We start from the raw sequence: 16,630 nt of genomic DNA on the forward strand, positions 1-16,630 counted from the left end.
CACCTACGGAGGACTGGTCGTGACCGATGCCCCGGTCCTATCGGTGACCGATGCCCCGGTCCCTACCAGTAGTGCTTGCGTCCACCGACGGCGTGGCCGAGGGAACCGATGATCCAAAGGATCGCCCCGACGACGAGAAGGATGATGCCGATGGTCCACAGGATGCTGATGCCGGTGACGAAGCCGATGATGAGCAGAATGAGGCCGATGACGATCATGTTGCCCTCCGAATTCTCTTGATGCTTCATCCGGGTGGTGGGCACGTCCGGAGCGGTCACGGAGGTGATCACGTGCTGCGCCTACCCGCTATCGGGCCCCGCACACCCACGGATCGGGGCGCCCCCCGAACGGCGCGTGGCCCTCAGTTCACCCACGCCCGCCAGGTGTCCTCGTTGCGCTCCACCCACTTCTTCGCCGCCTCGGCCGGCGCCATCTTCTCCTCGGCGATCATCAGCGACACCTCGTTCTGCTCCTCGACCGACCAGCGGAACTTCTTCAGGAACGAGGCCGCCGCCCCGCCCTTCTCCGCGAAGCGCGTGTTCAGGTACTTCTGCAGCGGGGTGTGCGGGTACGCGCAGGCCACCTTCTCCGGGTCGGCGTCGCAGCCCTCCTTGTACTCGGGCAGCTTCACCTCCGTCATCGGGACCCGCTCGAACAGCCACTGCGGCTTGTACCAGTAGGTGAGGAACGGCTTGCGTTCCTTCGCGAACTGCTTGATCTGGGTGATCTGAGCTGCCTCGGAGCCGGCGAAGACCACCTCGAAGTCCAGCCCGAGGTTCTTCACCAACGCCTTGTCGTTCGTGACGTACGACGGCGAGCCGTCCATCAGCTGCCCCTTGCCACGGCTCTCGGGCGTCCGCAACTGGTCGGCGTACTTGTCGAGGTTCTTCCAGTCGGTGACGTCCGGATGCTCCTCGGCGAAGTACGTCGGCACGAACCATCCGATGTGACCGGTGACGCCCAGGTCACCGCCCGGGGTGATGGTCTTCTTGTTCTCGACGTACCGCTTCTCCTGCTCGGGGTGGCCCCAGTCCTCCAGGATCGCGTCGACCCGGCCCTGGCTGAGCGCGTCCCACGCCGGGACCTCGTCGACCTGGACCGTGTCCACGCGGTAGCCCAGCTCGTGTTCGAGCAGGTACGAGGCGACGGCGGTGTTCGCCTGGGCCCCGACCCAGGACTGCACGGACAGGGTGACCGTCTTCGCGCCCTGGGCGGCCGCGTAGGGGGAGGCCTGACGGGTCATGTCGGCAGCGCCGCAGCCGGTGAGCAGGGCGAGGGCCGTACCCGCGGCGAACGCGGCGGCGGCCCGGCGACCGCGGCGGCCCCGGAGGCCGGAGCGGCCCTGGAAGCCGGAGCGGTCCGTGTGGTCGATCTCGTTCATGTCAGGCCTCCTTCGCGGGCTGGGTGACGCGGTCGAGCATCAGACCGAGGCAGACGATCGCCGCGCCGGCGACCAGACCGGTCGCCAGGTCGCCCTGGGCGAGGCCGAGGACGACGTCGTAGCCGAGCGCGCCGCCACCCACCAGGCCACCGATGATGACCACGGCGAGTACGAGGACCACGGCCTGGTTGACCGCCAGCAGCAACGCGGGCCGGGCCAACGGCAGCCGGACCTGCCACAACTGCTGCGAGCCGGTCGCGCCCAGCGAGCGGGCCGACTCCACGGCGGCGGGGTTCACGTCGAGGAGCCCCTGTGTGGTGATGCGGACGACGGCGGGCAGCGCGTACACGACCGCGGCGGCCGCGGCGGGCGCCCGACCGACGCCGAACAGTGCGACGACCGGGATCAGGTAGACGAACTGCGGCATGGTCTGGCAGACGTCGAGCACCGGCCGCAGCAGTCGCTGAGCCCGCGGACTGCGGGCGGCGCCGACCGAGATCGCGAAACCGAGCACCAGGGTGACGGCGACGGCCGCCAGCACCTGGGACAGGGTGTCGAGGGAGGGCTCCCACACCCCGAGGACGCCGATCGCGGCCAGCGCGAGGACCGCGGTCAGGGCCGTCCGCCAGGTGCCGACGAGGACGCCGATCGCCCCGGTCAGCAGCAGCAGCGCCCACCAGGGAGCGGCCTGCAGGCCGCCGCGCAGCGGGTCGAGGATCCAGCCGGTGAAGCGGGCCGCCCAGTCGGCGGTGCCGCCGACCACGGGCACCCCGGAGTAGAGGTGGTCGGTCATCCAGGCGACCGCGCGGTTCACGGGGTCCGCGATCGGCACGGTCCAGGACCCGGGCCACAGCGTCGTTCCCGCCATGTGACCCACCACGGCGGCGGCGACGGCGGTGAGCACGGTGAGCAGGCGTCCGTACCAGCCCGCGAACACCCTGCGCAGCAGCGGCTGTTCCTCCGGGGGAACCGGAGTGCCGCCCAGGCGGCGGCCCGCCGCGTCGGCGGTGCGGTCGAGGACCACGGCGAGCAGCACGATGGGGATGCCGGCGGCGAGCGCCGCGCCGACGTCGACGGAGGCGAGGGCCTGGTAGACCCGGTCGCCGAGACCGCCCGCACCGATCACCGAGGCGATGACGGCCATCGAAAGGGCCATCATGATGGCCTGGTTGACGCCGAGCAGGAGCTGTCCGCGGGCGAGCGGGAGCCGTGCGGTCAGCAGCCGCTGGCGTCCGGTCGCGCCGAGGGAGGTCGAGGCCTCCAGCACCCCGGCGTCCGCCCCGCGCAGGCCCAGGGCGGTGAGCCGGGCCATCGGCGGGGCCGCGTACACCACGGTCGCCAGGACCGCGGCGGGCACGCCGATGCCGAAGACCAGCACCATCGGCAGCAGGTACGCGAAGGCGGGCAGCACCTGCATGGTGTCCAGGACGGGCCGCAGCAGTCGGTCCGCGCGCGACGACAGCCCGGCGGCGAGGCCGAGCAGGGCGCCGACGACGACGGACACGGAGACGGCGACGACCATCAGCGCGAGGGTCTGCATCGTCGGTACCCACATGCCCAGGAGCCCGCAGGCGGCGAACGCCGCCACACAGGTCAGGGCGAGCCGTACGCCCGCCAGGCGCAGCGCAACGAGTCCGGCCAGCGCGGTGACGCCGGTCCAGCCCGCGGCGAGCAGGACGACGTACACCGCGCGCACGGAAAGGACGACGGCGTTGCTGATGTGTCCGAAGAAGTAGAGGAAGAGCGGGTGGCCGTCGCGGTGGTCGACGATCCAGTCGCCGGCCCGGCCCAGCGGCCCGGAGAGGTCCACGGACAGGGCCGCGGGCCAGCTGCCGGAGCCGGGGAAGGCCATGGCGAGCGGGATCAGCACCAGCGCGGCGACTGCGAGGGGCAGGACCCTGCGGCCGGCGCGGTGGTGGAGCATCGCCTTGAGGCGGCTGCCGGGGGAGACGGCGGAGCCGGGTCGGGCGGGGCCCCGGTTCCCGTCCGGCTTCCCGGGGTCGCCTGCGCGGTCCCGGCGGCCGGGCTCACGTACGGGTCTCGTCGTCGTGGTCATCCGCACCACCTCCCGGTGTCGGTGTCGGTGCGACGGGGTCGGCGCGTCATGCCGCCACCCCCCGTCCGGCCGGGGCCGGCAGGCCGGCCACCACCGCGAGCAGTGCGGCGTCGTCGACGACGCCCAGGCACCGGCCCCGGTCGACGACCCGCGCCGGCGCGCCGCTGCGGGCGACGGCCTCGATGGCCTCGGCGACCGTGGTGGTCGGAGCGAGCGCGACCCCCTGGGCGTCCTCGCCGGCCGCCGCAGGACGCATCGCGCCGCGAACGGTGAGCACCTGCTCGCGCGGCACGTCGCGGACGAAGTCCCGTACGTAGTCGTCGGCGGGCGATCCCACGATCTCCTCCGGCGTGCCGAGCTGCACGATGCGGCCGTCGCGCATCAGCGCGATCCGGTCACCGAGGCGCAGCGCCTCCGCCAGGTCGTGGGTGATGAAGACCATCGTGCGGCCCTCCTCGTGGTGGAGCCGGGCCACCTCCTCCTGCATCTCGCGCCGGATCAGCGGGTCGAGGGCGCTGAACGGCTCGTCGAAGAGGAGCACTTCGGGGTCGGCGGCCAGCGCGCGGGCGAGGCCGACGCGCTGCTGCTGGCCTCCGGACAACTGGCCGGGCCGGCGGGACTCCAGGCCTTCGAGTCCGACCTTGGCCACCATCTCGGCCGCCCGCGCGCGCCGCTCCGTACGGTTCATGCCCTGGATCTCCAGGCCGTAGGCGACGTTGTCGAGGACGGTGCGGTGCGGCAGCAGCCCGAAGTGCTGGAAGACCATGGCGGCCCGGTGGCGGCGCAGTTCGCGCAACCGGCCCGCGTCCATGGCGAGGACGTCCTCACCGTCGATGGAGAGCGATCCCGCCGTGGGCTCGATCAGCCGGGTCAGACAGCGCACGAGGGTGGACTTGCCGGAGCCGGACAGGCCCATGACGACGAACACCTCCCCCTTGCGGACGTCGAAGGTGACGTCACGGACGGCGGCGGTGCAGCCGGTCCGCTCGCGCAGTTCCGCGGCCGGCAGCGCGGCGTCCTCGGAGCCGGGGACCAGGGCGGCCTTCCGGTCGGGCCCGAAGACCTTCCACAGGCCCCGGACGCCGAACACGGGAGCGCCGGCGCCCTCGGGCGCGGTGCCGGCCCCGGGCGGGGCGGCGATGTCGGAACCGGCGATGATGCCGGAACCGTCGGTACTGCCAGGACCGGTGGTGGTCACAGGACCTCACCGCCCAGCAGCTCGGCAGCCTTTTCGCCGACCATGAGTACTCCGATCATCGGGTTGACCGCGGGCATCGTCGGGAAGACGGAGGCGTCGGCGATGCGGATGCCGTCGAGGCCCCGGACCTTCAGGTCCGGCCCCACCACCGCCTCCTCGTCGTCCGCAGCGCCCATCCGGCAGGTGCCGGCGGGGTGGTAGACGGTGTGCGCGACCGAACGGGCGTAGGCGCTGAGCGCCTCGTCGTCGGTGATCTCCGGTCCCGGGCACACCTCGCGGCGCAGCCAGCCGGCCAGCGGCTCGGTCGCGGCGATCCGGCGGGCCAGCTTGATGCCGTCCACCAGGGTCCGGCCGTCGTAGTCGTCCTCGTCCGTGAAGTAGCGGAAGTCGAGGGCCGGTTTGACCTCGGGGTCCGCACTGGTCAGGTAGAGACGGCCGCGGCTGCGGGGCTTGGGGATGTTGGGGGTCAACGAGACGCCGTGCGCCGGGCGTTCGTAGCCCAGCCGCTCCGGGTTGTCGGTGAACGGGATCTGGTAGAAGTGGAACATCAGGTCGGGACCCGGGGAGTCGGGGTCGCGCCGCACGAACAGGCCGGCGTCGCTGTCCATCGCCGAGTTCTCGGGTATCGGACCGTCCGTCTCCCACACGATCACCGACTCCGGGTGGTCGAGGAGGTTCTCGCCGACGCCGGGCAGGTCGTGGACCGGGGGGATCCCGAGGGCCTGGAGGTCCTCGCGGGGGCCTATGCCCGAGTGCAGCAGCAGCCGGGGGGTGTCCACCGCGCCCGCGCAGACGACCACCTCGCGCCGGGCGGTGACCAGCGACCGGGCACCGTCCGCCGAGCGGACGTGGACGCCGCGCACCCGCGTCCCGTCCAGCTCCAGGCGGTACGCCCAGGTCTCCAGCAGGATGCGCAGGTTGGGCCGCTCGTCCATGACCGGGTGGAGGTACGCCACCGAGGCGGAGGACCGCTTGTTGGTCTCCGGGTGGTAGGCGAGGTCGAAGAACCCGGCGCCCTCGTGGAACGGCTTGCGGTTGAACCCCTCGACGACCGGCACGCCCAGGGCCTCCTGGGCGGCGTCCACGAAGTCGCGGGCGATGGCGTTGCGGTCCTCCTCGGCGACGGGCACGACGTTGTTGAGGAGCCGGTCGAAGTACGGGTCCATGGCCGCGGCGTGCCAGCCCTCGGCGCCCGCCTCGGACCACTCGTCCCAGTCGGAGGGGAGCGGCTTGAAGGCGATGAGGGTGTTGTGCGACGAGCAGCCGCCGAGGACGCGGGCCCGGCTGTGCCGGATGTACGAGTTCCCGCGCGGCTGCTCGGTGGTGGGGTAGTCGTAGTCGAGTTCGCCGCCGAGCAGGCCCATCCAGCGGCGCAGCGTGAGCACGTCGGGGCGGTCGACGTCGCTCGGTCCGCCCTCGATGACGGCGACGGTGACGTCGGGGTCCTCGGTGAGCCGGGAGGCGATCACGGAGCCGGCGGTGCCGCCGCCGACGATGACGTAGTCGTACTCCGTCACGGTCGGGGCTTCGTCGGACGCCGGTCGGTCCTGATGGCGGGGGGTGGTGGTGCTCATGTCTGCTCCTGCCTCCTCAACCCGCGAACCAGCGCACGGGGCGCGGGGCGAGGTTCTGGTACACGTGCTTGGACTCGCGGTACTCGGCCAGCCCGGACGGTCCGAGCTCGCGCCCGGTGCCGGACTTTCCGAAGCCGCCCCATTCGGCCTGCGGCAGGTACGGGTGGAAGTCGTTGATCCAGACGGTGCCGTGCCGCATGCGGCCGGCGACCCGGCGGGCGCGGCCCGCGTCGGACGTCCAGACGCCGCCGGCGAGCCCGTACTCGGTGTCGTTGGCGAGGGCGACGGCCTCCTCCTCGCTCCGGAAGGTCTCCACGGTCAGCACCGGGCCGAACACCTCCTCGCGCACGACGCGCATCCGCCGGTGGCAGTGGTCGAGGACGGTGGGTCGGTAGAAGAAGCCGGGGCCGTCGGGGCGTTCGCCGCCGGCGCGCAGTACGGCGCCCTCGGCGAGCGCGTCCGCGACGTGGGACTCGGTGCGTTCCCGCTGCGTGGCCGAGACGAGCGGGCCGCACTCGACGCCCGGGTCGGTGCCGCGGCCGATGCGGATGCGATCGGCGCGGCGGGCGAGCTCGGCGACGAAGCGCTCGTGCACCGACTCCTCGACGATGAGGCGCGAGCCGGCCGAGCAGACCTGGCCGCTGTGGATGAACGCGGCGTTCAGAGCCTGGTCGACGGCGGTGTCGAAGCCCTCGTCGGTGGCGCAGGCGTCGGCGAAGACGACGTTGGGGTTCTTGCCGCCGAGTTCGAGGGCGACCTTCTTGACCGTTTCGGCCGCCGCTCGCATGACCTTCGTACCGCTGACGAGTCCGCCGGTGAAGGACACCAGGTCGACGTCGGGATGGGAGGACATACGGGCGCCCACCGGGTCGCCCGCCCCGGTGACCAGGTTGGCCACCCCGTCGGGCAGACCGGCCTCCGCCAGGAGCTCCATCAGGGCGACCGTGGTCAGCGGGGTGATCTCGCTCGGCTTGATGACGAAGGTGTTGCCCGCGGCCAGCGCCGGGGCCATCTTCCAGCTCGCCTGGAGCAGCGGGTAGTTCCACGGGGTGATCAGGGCGCAGACCCCGACCGGCTCGTGGACGACGACGCTGTGGATGTCGGGGTCACCGGCGTCCACGACCCGGCCCGCGTCCTCCCCGGCGACGAGGCCGGCGAAGTAGCGGAACGCGTCGATGACGCAGTCCACGTCCGCGCGGCCCTCTTCGAGGGTCTTGCCCGCGTCCAGGCTCTCCATGAGACCGATGCGGTCGCGGTCGCGCCGCAGCAGGTCCGCGGTGCGGTGCAGCAGCGCCGCCCGCTCGCGGGCCGGCACGGTGCGCCACGGGCCCAGGTCGAATGCGTCACGGGCCGCGCTCACGGCGGCGTCGACATCGGCGGTGCCGCCCTCGGCCACGACGGCGAGGACGGATCCGTCCGCCGGATCCAGAATCTCCCTGGTCGCTCCCGAGGCCGCGGACCGCCATGTCCCGGCTGTGTAGATGGTCTTTCGCTCCGACACGACGCGCTGTACCTCCGCTTGTGCCACCGCGGCGGACCCGCGGTGAGCTGGCAAGTACCTCGCTTGCCCCGCGCGCCGCGGGTCATGTCCCATTCGTCACTCGAAGTGACGGGTGTCACTCTCGGCGATCGGTGTGACTGCGTGCGGCGGGGCGGGAGCCGGCGGCCCTGAGCGGGCGACGTGAGCGGGCCGGGCGGCGGCGGGAGCGGGCGAAGCGGCGGGAGCCGCGTGCGCGGCGCCCTGCCGGCGCGGTACCGGAACGCGGGCGCGCCGGTCCGGCGGGGAGGTACGCCGGACCTGCGCCGCGCCGGATCAGCGCAGCGGTACGCCGGCCTTGGTCAGCTGCATCTGCGGACGCCCGCTGACCAGCAGCCAGCCGGGGAGCAGCGCCACGCACAGGAGCGGCAGCAGCCCCGGGTCCGGGGCCAGGATGGCCGCTGTGAACAGGCTCACCCAGCCCTGCCGGGTGACGGCCAGCAGCACGCCGAGCACCGAGCAGCTCACCGCGACCGCCGGCTGCACGGAGGGCACCAGGGCGGAGACCGCGAAACCGAGCGCCGCCCCGGCGAAGACGGACGGGAAGATCCGGCCGCCGCGGAACCCGGAGCCGCTGGCGACCAGGACGGCCGCCAGTTTCACCACGGTCATCAGGATCAGCGCGCCGACGGAGTACGCGGCCGGATCGGCCGCCAGCTCGCCCATCTCCTCCAGGCCCTTGAACAGGGTCAGCCGTCCCCCGAGCGCCGCGAGCAGGCCCAGCACCACGCCGCCCAGGGTCAGCGAGAGCACCGGGTGGGGCAGCAACTGGAAGGCGCGGTGGACGTACGGGAAGGCGTAGACGGCCGTCATCGCGATGGCGGCCGCGATCGAGGAGACCACCAGCGCGCCGACCAGGTCCGCCCAGCCCGGGCCCGAGAACGGCGGCAGCGGCAGCCCGAAGACGGGCGCGTCGATCAACCTGCTCGTCAGGGCGCCCGCCCCCGCGGCGATCAGCGGGGCGAAGAGCTGGTCCCACAGCGTGGGCGGCTTCCCGCCAGGCACCGCCGGTGGCTGCCGGGGCCCCGACACCATCGACTCGGTGAGGATCAGCACGGCCGCGACCGGGGTTCCGAACAGCGCTCCGACGGTCCCCGCGGCGCCCAGTCCCACCCACACCTGCGGTGCGCCGGCGGGCATGAACTTGCGGCCCAGCCAGAAGGCGAGGGCGATGTTCGCGGCGGTGATCGGATTCTCCGGGCCGAGGCTCACGCCGCCGGCCAGCGACAGCGTGGTCGCCAGCAGCAGTCCGGGGATCACCGCGGGCGGCAGCGGCGGGTCGACCAGGCCGGTGGTCGCCGGATCCGGCCCCGCGTGCCCGGGGACCCTCCACACCACGAGCCCGACCGCGAGGCCGGTCGCCGTCAGGACGGCCATGGTCCACGCGACGGACCAGCGGCCCACCCCGATCGCGTCGGGGAGGGTCTCCCACAGGACGTTCTTCAGCAGGTCGGCCAGCTCGCTCACCCCGGTGAGCAGCAGGCTGGAGCCCACGCCGACCACGAGGGCGGGCAGGACCAGCGGGAGCAGGGCCCTGGCGGGGGAGGTCGGCGGGGGAGCGGCGGGCGGTGCGGGGGCGGTCACCGGATCAACGTAACGGTCAATCACCCTAAAACCCGTCAAATCGGAAGCCTGTGGTGGGTTCCGTCCCGGGAAGGCCGCAGCGGGGTCAGGACGACCGCGTCATGCGCAACCGCAGGGTGTCGTACACCGGCACGCTCCCCAACCGGTCGGCGGTCAGCGTCGCGGCGAAACAGGCCGCGAGCAGCGGAACGAGCAGCGAGGTCGCCCCCGTCATCTCGACCACGAGCACCACGCCGGTCAGGGGCGCGCGCACCACCGCGGCGAACAGCGCCGCCATCCCGACGGCCGCGAACGCCGCCGCTCCCGTCCCGCCCGGCAGCACGGGAGCCGCGAGGCCCTGTACGAGGGCCCCCCACAGGGCGCCCAACGCGAGCAGCGGGGCGAACAGGCCGCCCGGTGCGCCGGCCGCGTAGCTGAGCGGCCCGGCCACGAAGCGCACCACCAGATACCCCGCCAGCACGGTGACCACCGGCACCTCGCCGTTCACCAGCAGCCCGCTCAACTGCTCCCCGCCGCCGCCGAGCGACGGGTCGATGCCCAGCAGCAGGCCCACGACGGCACCGATGACGGCCGCCCGCGCCACGGGCCCGATCCGGGTGACGCCGTCGCAGAAGGACAGGGCGCCGACCACCAGGCGGCTGTACCCCACCCCCAGCACGCCGGTGGCCGCGCCCAGCAGCAGGAAGACCGGCAGTAGCGACAGGGGCGGCGCCGCCGGGTCGGGCATCGCGAAGACGGGCCGGTCGCCCAGCATCAGCTGCGCGCAGCCGACGGCGGTGGCGGTCCCGATGAGGGTGAGCAGGACCAGGCGGGCCCCGACCTTCCTCGTGACCTCCTCGAGGACGAACACCACTCCGCCGAGCGGGGCGGTGAACGCCACGGCGAGGCCGGCCCCGGCCAGTGAGGTGTGCAGCAGGGTGACGTCCCGCCCGCTCATGCGCGCACGACGTCCCGCCTCGGTGCCGATCGCGGCGCCCATGTGCACCGTCGGCCCCTCCCTGCCGAGGAGGAGGCCCGAGCCCATGGCGATCACGCCGCCCACGAACTTGGCCGGCAGGAGCGGCAGCAGGCCCGGCGGCTCCCGTTCGCCGCGCCACACGGCCTCGACGTCCTGGATGCCGCTCCCGGCTGCGGCCGGCACCCGCCGGGCGATCGCGCAGGCGACGGCGGCGCCCACCGCCGCGAGGGCGACCGGGACCAGCCGACCGGCGACGCCCAGCTCCTGCGAGGCGTCCAGCAGCGAGCCGCGCAGCACGTCGGCCCGTTCCAGGAACCAGCGGAAGCTCCCGCCGACCAGTCCGACGACGCACCCGGCCAGGGCCCCCACGAGGTAGAGGGCCGGTCCGCCGCGGGGAGCACCGGGCATGCGTGGACCTCCGCCCAGCCGTGGTTCACGTCCCGTCCGAGACTGAACCGCGTCCGCCGCGCCGCCCCGGACATCGCGACGGCCGCGCCGAAACCGCCCCCGACTGGGCCAACCGTCGGGCGGCGTGCCCGCCGTCGGTGGGGATGAGCCCGGTTCTGCCCCAGAAGCGTGATAGGTCAGGTATCCACGCAAACGTTCCTGCGTGGCCGCGGCGAACGAGGTCACGCGTGAGAGGGGACCTCGTTGTCGAAAGAGCCACCGGCCGCCCCCCGCTCCCGTACGGACACGGTGGTCTTCGGCGTCACGGCGGTCCTGACGCTCGCCTTCGTGCTCTGGGGCGCCCTGGCCACCGACTCGCTGGAAAGCGTGTCGAGCAGCCTGCTGAAGGGGCTCATCCACAACGGCGGCTGGGCCTTCATGCTCGCCGCCAGCGGCTTCGTCGTGTTCGCGCTGTGGCTGGCCATCAGCCGCTACGGCCGGATCAGCCTCGGCCGTGAGGGCGAGGACCCCGAGTTCCGCACCGTGTCCTGGGTCGCGATGATGTTCAGCGCCGGCATGGGCATCGGGCTGATGTTCTACGGCGTGAGCGAGCCGCTGGCCCACTACGACAAGCCCCCGCCCGGCACCCACCCCGTCGATTCCGCCGAGCGCATGCAGACGGCGATGGCGACCACCCTCTTCCACTGGACGCTCCACCCCTGGGCGATCTACGCCGTCGTCGGTCTCGCGATCGCCTACAGCACGTTCCGGCGCGGGCGCCGCCAGACGATCAGCGCCGTCTTCGAGCCCCTGATCGGCGAACGGCACGCGCACGGCGCGGCGGGCCGCGTCATCGACATCCTGGCCATCTTCGCCACCCTCTTCGGCTCGGCCGCCTCACTGGGCCTGGGCGCCCTGCAGATCGGCAGCGGGTTCCGGGAACTGGGGTGGATGGACAAGGTCAGCACCGGCCTCCTCGTCGGCGTCATCGCCGTGCTCACCGTCGCCTTCGTGGCCTCCGCGGTCTCCGGCGTCGAGCGCGGCATCCAATGGCTGTCGAACATCAACATGGTCCTCGCCCTGGTGCTGGCCGTCTTCGTGTTCATCGCCGGTCCGACGATCATCGTGCTCGACCTGCTCCCCACCTCCCTGGGCGCCTACCTGGGCGACCTGCCGCAGCTCATCGGACGCACCGAGGCCACCGGGGCCGGCGAGGTCGCCACCTGGCTGGGCAGTTGGACGGTCTTCTACTGGGCCTGGTGGATCTCCTGGACCCCGTTCGTCGGCATGTTCATCGCCCGCATCAGCCGCGGCCGTACGATCCGCCAGTTCATCGGCGGGGTCATCCTCGTCCCGAGCACCGTCAGCCTGGTGTGGTTCGCCATCTTCGGCGGTACGGCGATGAAGCTCCAGGAGGGCGGCCGGCTCGGCGGCGAGAGCACGCCCGAGGGGCAACTCTTCGGTCTGCTCCAGCAGTTCCCCATCCCGACCGTGATGAGCCTGTTGGTGATGGTCCTCGTCGGCATCTTCTTCGTGTCGGGTGCGGACGCCGCCTCCATCGTGATGGGCACGCTCTCCCAGAAGGGCACGTTCGAGCCGTCCCGGCTCGTCGTCGTCTTCTGGGGCGTGGTCACCGGTGCCGTCGCGGCCGTCATGCTGCTCATCGGCAACGGCAAGGGGGACGCGCTCGCCGGACTGCAGAACCTGACGATCCTCGTGGCGGCCCCCTTCACCGTGGTGATGATCGGCATGTGCGTTGCCCTCATGCGCGACCTGCGCAGGGACCCGCTGATCGTCCGGGGCGAGATGGGCGAGGAGGCCGTCGCGCAGGCGGTGGTCGCCGGTCACGAGGAGTACGACGGCGATTTCGAGCTCCGCATCGGTCCCGGCACCGGCCCCGAACCGGACGCCGGCCGGCCGTCCCCGTTGGAGGACACGCCGTAACGACCGCCCGCCCGCCCGACGCCCCGGCCCGCCGGGCTGTCGGGCACCTCAGCCGACCGGCTCCCCGGGCGGCGTCGTCATGCGTCGTACGGACTCCACCACGGCCTCGCGGTGGCGGGCCAGCCGCTCCCGGGGCCAATCCGTGCCCGCGCTCCCGGCCGCGGGTCCGCCGAGCGCGCCGAACCAGGCCTGGGACAGACCCATGACCAACACGAGGAGGTCGACGGGGTCGATCGCCGGATCGACGTACCCGGCCGCCTGGGCCCGTTCCACCACGCCGATCTTGGCGGTGTAGGACTCGGCCTCGGCGGGCGTGGAGCCCGGCCGCTCCAACTGTTTCCACAACACCAGGCGCATCAGGTCCGGCCGTTCGACCAGGTGGTCGAAGACCGCCCCCGCGTACCCCGGCAGGTCCTCGGCGCGGAAGGGGACGGACTCCGAGCCCGCCTCCAGCGCGCGCTGGAGCACGACGTCGAAGAGCTGCTCCTTGTTGCCGAAGTAGACGTAGATGAGCCGCTTGTTCGCCTGGGCCGCCTCGGCGATCCGGTCCACCCGCGCCCCGGCGATGCCGTGCGCCGCGAACTCGGAGAAGGCGGCGTCGAGCAGCCGTGCCTTGGTTGCGCTGGAGTCCCGTGCCATACCGGCAGCCTAGCAAGTAACTATCCAGTTATTGACATGCTGCGCCCGATGTGTGCATGCTCTACCTATCCAGTTAGTTACTTTTGTTTTCACCCACCGGACGCACGGACACCGCCGGGCGGCACCGGACACCACGAGGAGGATCGCCATGGACGTGCGCGCACTGGGCGGCCAGGGCCTGAAGGTCGGCGCCGAAGGACTCGGCCTGATGGGCATGAGCGCCCACTACGGCGCGACCGACGACACCGAGTCGCTCGCCACCATCGACCGGGCCCTGGAACTGGGCGTGACCCTTCTGGACACCGCGGAGGGCTACGGCCCCTTCCGCAACGAGCAACTGCTCGGCAGGGCCCTCGCCGGCCGCCGCGAGTCCGCCGTCGTCGCCACGAAGACGGGCGTCGAGTTCACCGACGAGGGCGCCTTCCGCGGCCACAACGCCACCCCTGAGTACATCCGCCGCTCCGTGGACCGGTCGCTGCGCCACCTGGGCACCGACCACATCGACCTCTACTACCTGCACCGCATCGACCCGCAGGTCCCCGTCGAGGAGAGCGTCGGCGCCATGGCGGAGCTCGTCGCGGCCGGCAAGGTGCGCCACATCGGCCTGTGCGAGGCCGCGCCCGCCACCATCCGACGGGCGCACGCCGTGCACCCGCTGACCGCGGTGCAGACGGAGTACAGCCTCTTCGAGCGCGGCATCGAGCAGGACGGCGTCCGCACCGCCCTCGACGAACTCGGGATCGGCCTCGTCGCCTACTCGCCGCTCGGGCGCGGCTTCCTCTCCGGCGCCATCACCACCCCCGACGACTTCGCGGCCGACGACTTCCGCCGAACGGACCCCCGCTTCCAGGGCGAGAACTTCGACCGGAACCTCGCCGTCGTCGACCTGCTCCGCAGCCTGGCGGCCGAGAAGGGCGTCACCCCCTCCCAGCTCGCCCTCGCCTGGACGCTGCGCCAGGGCGCGGTGCCGATCCCGGGCACCAAGCGCCGCCGGTACCTGGAGGAGAACGTCGCCGCCATCGCGGTGGAGGTCTCCGACGCGGACCTCGCCCGCATCGAGGCCGTGGCCCCGCTGGGCGTGGCCTCGGGCGACCGCTACGCGCCCGAGCTGATGAAGGGCCTGAACGGCTGATCGGATCCGGGCGGGCGCGATACGCCCGATCAGGGGCCCAGCGGCACTCCTTAGGGGGAAAGCGGCGTCCCGGGGCGGTGCTCGACGCCCGATGCTGCCGAAGAGAGGGGGACGGCCCCGACCCGGGGCCGTGCGGCGCGCAGGCGCGTCGCTGCGGCAGTTGCGAGGAGAAGTACGCGTGATGCGAGTGTGGAAGAGTGCGGGTCTTGCCCTGGCGGTCGGCCTGGCGGTCATGGGCGGTGCGTCGGCGGCGTCGGCCGACGCCAACGCCGACGGGATCGCCTTCGGCTCTCCCGGCGTCCTGTCGGGCAACCTGATCCAGGTTCCGGTCCACGTGCCGATCAACATCTGCGGCAACAGCGTGAACGTGATCGGTCTCCTGAACCCGGCTGTCGGGAACGTCTGCTACAACGGCTGATTCCCCCGGCCCCGGCCCTTCCCGTCCGCCCCGTCCGGGCGGCTCCGGGAGGGGCCGGGGCCTCCCCATGTCGTCCTTCCGTCAACCGGCCCGGCCGTAGCGAACGTTATTGCTCCAAATGCGTTCCAGTCTTACGCGGGTGCCCGGGCGGGGGGCGTGCCAGATCTTGTCGTGGCCGGCATAAATGCCCACGTGCTCCATGGTCGAGCCCTGCGGGAAGAACACAAGATCACCCAATGCGCGTTTGTCGCGGGATACGTGGGAAGTGTGCTCGTACTGCTGCTCGGCGGTGCGGGGGAGCTGTTTCCCGACTTTACGGAACGAATACAGCGTCAGTCCCGAGCAGTCGAACCTTTTCGGTCCCATGGCGCCGCGCGCATAAGGGGAACCTTCCTTCGAGGCCGCCACGGCCACTGCTTTGGCGCCGTACGGCGTGGCCGCTTCCGCCGGTGATACCGGGCCGGCCAGCGTGCCCGCGGTCAGCAGGCAGAGAAGCAGAAAAAGGCGAGGGGGACGGAATCCGGCGGTGCGGCGGACAACTCGGAGAGCCTCTCGGGCTTTATGGGAGTCATTCCTGCAGACGGACATCGTGATACCTCCGCATTCGGGTGGACTTGAGGTCGGTCGGATACCTGTGAAGGTCCTGCTTTCTCGGATGTGATTCCTGGGGCGCAACGGCGGACAGTTTTCTCCGAAGCCGCCCGAAATTCAGGTCCGGACATGGGTACAGATGTATCGGTTCTGTAACGGATTCGCGAACATATGGAAAAACGCCCGGTGGTGGCCGGCCTTCGCGGGTCCTTCGCCGCCCCCTCGTCGCGGGAAGCGCGGGCCCGAGGTGCCGCGCCGTGCGCGATCCCGCATCCTGCTCCTGGACGGCGCGACCGCAGGCCAAGGGCGCCCGTTCCCCCGGAAGGAGCCGTCACCGTGCCCGGAACGCGCCTCTCGCCGCGTCGCTTCGCCGTGCCGGGCTGGATGCGCACCTACGCGCCGTTCCTCGGCCGGGTCCTGGAACAGCTCGCACGGATCCACGTACTGGACTGCGCCACCCGTTTGGCCGCACAGGCCTTCCTCGGGGCGATCCCCGCGCTGTTCGTGATCGGCGCGCTCGCCCCCGAGTGGATGCGCCAGGAGCTCATCAGGACGATCAGCACCACCCTGGGCATGACGGACGCGGCCCTCGACCAGGTCCGCGCGGTGTACGCCGCCGGCGACACGGCGGTCGTCGCGGGCAGCGGCGCCCTGGGAGTGATCGTGACCCTGCTGTCCGCCACCGCGTGCAGCCGAGCCCTCCAGACGACCTGCGAACGGTCTTGGCACCTGCCGAAGGCCGGAGCCCGGCTCGCCGCCTGGCGGTGGGTCGCCTGGCTGGGCGTGTGGATGACCGCGCTGCTCTTCCAGGGACCGGTCCAGGACGCGTTCGGCGCCGGCCGGGTCGTCGGGGCGTTCGTCTCCCTGATCAGCGGCACGCTGCTGTGGTGGTGGACCCAGCACCTGCTGCTCGGCTCCCGGGTGCCGTGGCTGCCGCTGCTGCCCGGCGCGGTCCTCGTCGCCGTCGGGGCGCAGGCCGTCACGCTCGGGTCGCGGTACTACATGCCGCGGGCCGTCGACCGGAGCCTGGAGCAGTTCGGCGGACTGGGGCTCGTCTTCGTCGTGCTGTCCTGGCTGATCGGGTTCTTCGTCGTCGTCACCGTCGGCATCGCCCTGGGCTACGTACTCGCCCACGAGCGGCGGGCCGTACAACGGCTCGGCACACCGGCGGACCCCCGGGGGGGGGGGGGGGGCGGGCCCCCCCCCCCCCCCCCGGGCCCCCGCCGAGGGG

General features: G+C 72.4%; 14 protein-coding genes. 4 read left to right on the top strand and 10 right to left on the bottom strand.

Annotation, left to right across the window (positions count from 1 at the left end; translation table 11 throughout):
- Positions 1–62: 62 nt before the first annotated feature.
- From ACFVS6_RS32345 to ACFVS6_RS32380, 8 genes are all read right to left on the bottom strand, one after another.
- Entirely contained in the window at positions 63–218 is a 156-nt protein-coding gene (locus tag ACFVS6_RS32345) for a DUF6131 family protein (RefSeq protein ID WP_389709616.1), read from the bottom strand.
- Positions 219–361: 143 nt separating this feature from the next.
- Positions 362–1,243: an ABC transporter substrate-binding protein gene (locus ACFVS6_RS32350; protein WP_389709618.1), complete on the bottom strand. Its 882-nt coding sequence runs from the start codon at positions 1,241–1,243 to the stop codon at positions 362–364.
- A 139-nt stretch (positions 1,244–1,382) separates the two neighbouring features.
- A complete protein-coding gene (locus ACFVS6_RS32355; RefSeq protein WP_389709620.1) occupies positions 1,383–3,305 on the bottom strand; it encodes an ABC transporter permease subunit in 1,923 nt (640 codons plus the stop codon).
- Positions 3,306–3,483: 178 nt separating this feature from the next.
- Positions 3,484–4,578, bottom strand: coding sequence for a glycine betaine/L-proline ABC transporter ATP-binding protein (locus ACFVS6_RS32360; RefSeq protein WP_389709622.1), 1,095 nt, complete (start codon positions 4,576–4,578; stop codon positions 3,484–3,486).
- A gap of 53 nt (positions 4,579–4,631) precedes the next feature.
- On the bottom strand, positions 4,632–6,209 hold the full coding sequence (locus ACFVS6_RS32365) for a GMC family oxidoreductase (RefSeq protein ID WP_389709494.1): 1,578 nt from the start codon (positions 6,207–6,209) through the stop codon (positions 4,632–4,634).
- A gap of 16 nt (positions 6,210–6,225) precedes the next feature.
- Positions 6,226–7,803: an aldehyde dehydrogenase family protein gene (locus tag ACFVS6_RS32370; RefSeq protein WP_389709496.1), complete on the bottom strand. Its 1,578-nt coding sequence runs from the start codon at positions 7,801–7,803 to the stop codon at positions 6,226–6,228.
- A 219-nt stretch (positions 7,804–8,022) separates the two neighbouring features.
- Positions 8,023–9,330 (bottom strand): ion channel protein, encoded by a 1,308-nt coding sequence (locus ACFVS6_RS32375; protein WP_389709497.1) that lies wholly within the window; start codon positions 9,328–9,330, stop codon positions 8,023–8,025.
- An 85-nt stretch (positions 9,331–9,415) separates the two neighbouring features.
- On the bottom strand, positions 9,416–10,696 hold the full coding sequence (locus ACFVS6_RS32380) for a chloride channel protein (RefSeq protein ID WP_389709499.1): 1,281 nt from the start codon (positions 10,694–10,696) through the stop codon (positions 9,416–9,418).
- Between the two features lie 243 nt (positions 10,697–10,939).
- Between ACFVS6_RS32380 and ACFVS6_RS32385 the strand changes: the two genes are divergently transcribed.
- A complete protein-coding gene (locus ACFVS6_RS32385; RefSeq protein ID WP_389709500.1) occupies positions 10,940–12,619 on the top strand; it encodes a BCCT family transporter in 1,680 nt (559 codons plus the stop codon).
- A 48-nt stretch (positions 12,620–12,667) separates the two neighbouring features.
- On the opposite strand, the gene ACFVS6_RS32390 is transcribed toward ACFVS6_RS32385, so the two are convergent.
- On the bottom strand, positions 12,668–13,258 hold the full coding sequence (locus tag ACFVS6_RS32390; protein WP_389709502.1) for a TetR family transcriptional regulator: 591 nt from the start codon (positions 13,256–13,258) through the stop codon (positions 12,668–12,670).
- Positions 13,259–13,406: 148 nt separating this feature from the next.
- Between ACFVS6_RS32390 and ACFVS6_RS32395 the strand changes: the two genes are divergently transcribed.
- The gene (locus ACFVS6_RS32395; protein ID WP_389709504.1) at positions 13,407–14,390 is read left to right on the top strand and encodes an aldo/keto reductase; all 984 of its coding nucleotides are present in this window, start codon (positions 13,407–13,409) and stop codon (positions 14,388–14,390) included.
- Positions 14,391–14,571: 181 nt separating this feature from the next.
- Positions 14,572–14,808 (top strand): chaplin, encoded by a 237-nt coding sequence (locus ACFVS6_RS32400; RefSeq protein WP_389709506.1) that lies wholly within the window; start codon positions 14,572–14,574, stop codon positions 14,806–14,808.
- 81 nt (positions 14,809–14,889) lie between these two features.
- Here the strand turns inward: ACFVS6_RS32400 and ACFVS6_RS32405 are convergent, their stop codons facing one another.
- Positions 14,890–15,396, bottom strand: a complete 507-nt coding sequence (locus ACFVS6_RS32405; RefSeq protein ID WP_389709508.1) for a C40 family peptidase — start codon at positions 15,394–15,396, stop codon at positions 14,890–14,892.
- Between the two features lie 339 nt (positions 15,397–15,735).
- On the opposite strand from ACFVS6_RS32405, the gene ACFVS6_RS32410 reads away from it, so the two are divergent.
- Positions 15,736–16,630, top strand: an 895-nt coding sequence (locus ACFVS6_RS32410; protein ID WP_389709510.1) for a YhjD/YihY/BrkB family envelope integrity protein, incomplete at its 3' end; no start/stop codon positions are given.

Origin of the sequence: Streptomyces sp. NPDC057939 (assembly GCF_042887545.1) — a bacterium.
Classification (GTDB): Bacteria; Actinomycetota; Actinomycetes; order Streptomycetales; family Streptomycetaceae; genus Streptomyces.

Excerpts from the sequence above, each read along its gene's own strand:
- ACFVS6_RS32345 (WP_389709616.1), bottom strand. The coding sequence starts at position 218 with ATGATCGTCATCGGCCTCATTCTGCTCATCATCGGCTTCGTCACCGGC.
- ACFVS6_RS32350 (WP_389709618.1), bottom strand. The coding sequence starts at position 1,243 with ATGACCCGTCAGGCCTCCCCCTACGCGGCCGCCCAGGGCGCGAAGACG.
- ACFVS6_RS32355 (WP_389709620.1), bottom strand. The coding sequence starts at position 3,305 with ATGCTCCACCACCGCGCCGGCCGCAGGGTCCTGCCCCTCGCAGTCGCC.
- ACFVS6_RS32365 (WP_389709494.1), bottom strand. The coding sequence starts at position 6,209 with ATGAGCACCACCACCCCCCGCCATCAGGACCGACCGGCGTCCGACGAA.
- ACFVS6_RS32370 (WP_389709496.1), bottom strand. The coding sequence starts at position 7,803 with ATGGGACATGACCCGCGGCGCGCGGGGCAAGCGAGGTACTTGCCAGCT.
- ACFVS6_RS32380 (WP_389709499.1), bottom strand. The coding sequence starts at position 10,696 with ATGCCCGGTGCTCCCCGCGGCGGACCGGCCCTCTACCTCGTGGGGGCC.
- ACFVS6_RS32390 (WP_389709502.1), bottom strand. The coding sequence starts at position 13,258 with ATGGCACGGGACTCCAGCGCAACCAAGGCACGGCTGCTCGACGCCGCC.
- ACFVS6_RS32395 (WP_389709504.1), top strand. The coding sequence starts at position 13,407 with ATGGACGTGCGCGCACTGGGCGGCCAGGGCCTGAAGGTCGGCGCCGAA.
- ACFVS6_RS32400 (WP_389709506.1), top strand. The coding sequence starts at position 14,572 with ATGCGAGTGTGGAAGAGTGCGGGTCTTGCCCTGGCGGTCGGCCTGGCG.
- ACFVS6_RS32405 (WP_389709508.1), bottom strand. The coding sequence starts at position 15,396 with ATGTCCGTCTGCAGGAATGACTCCCATAAAGCCCGAGAGGCTCTCCGA.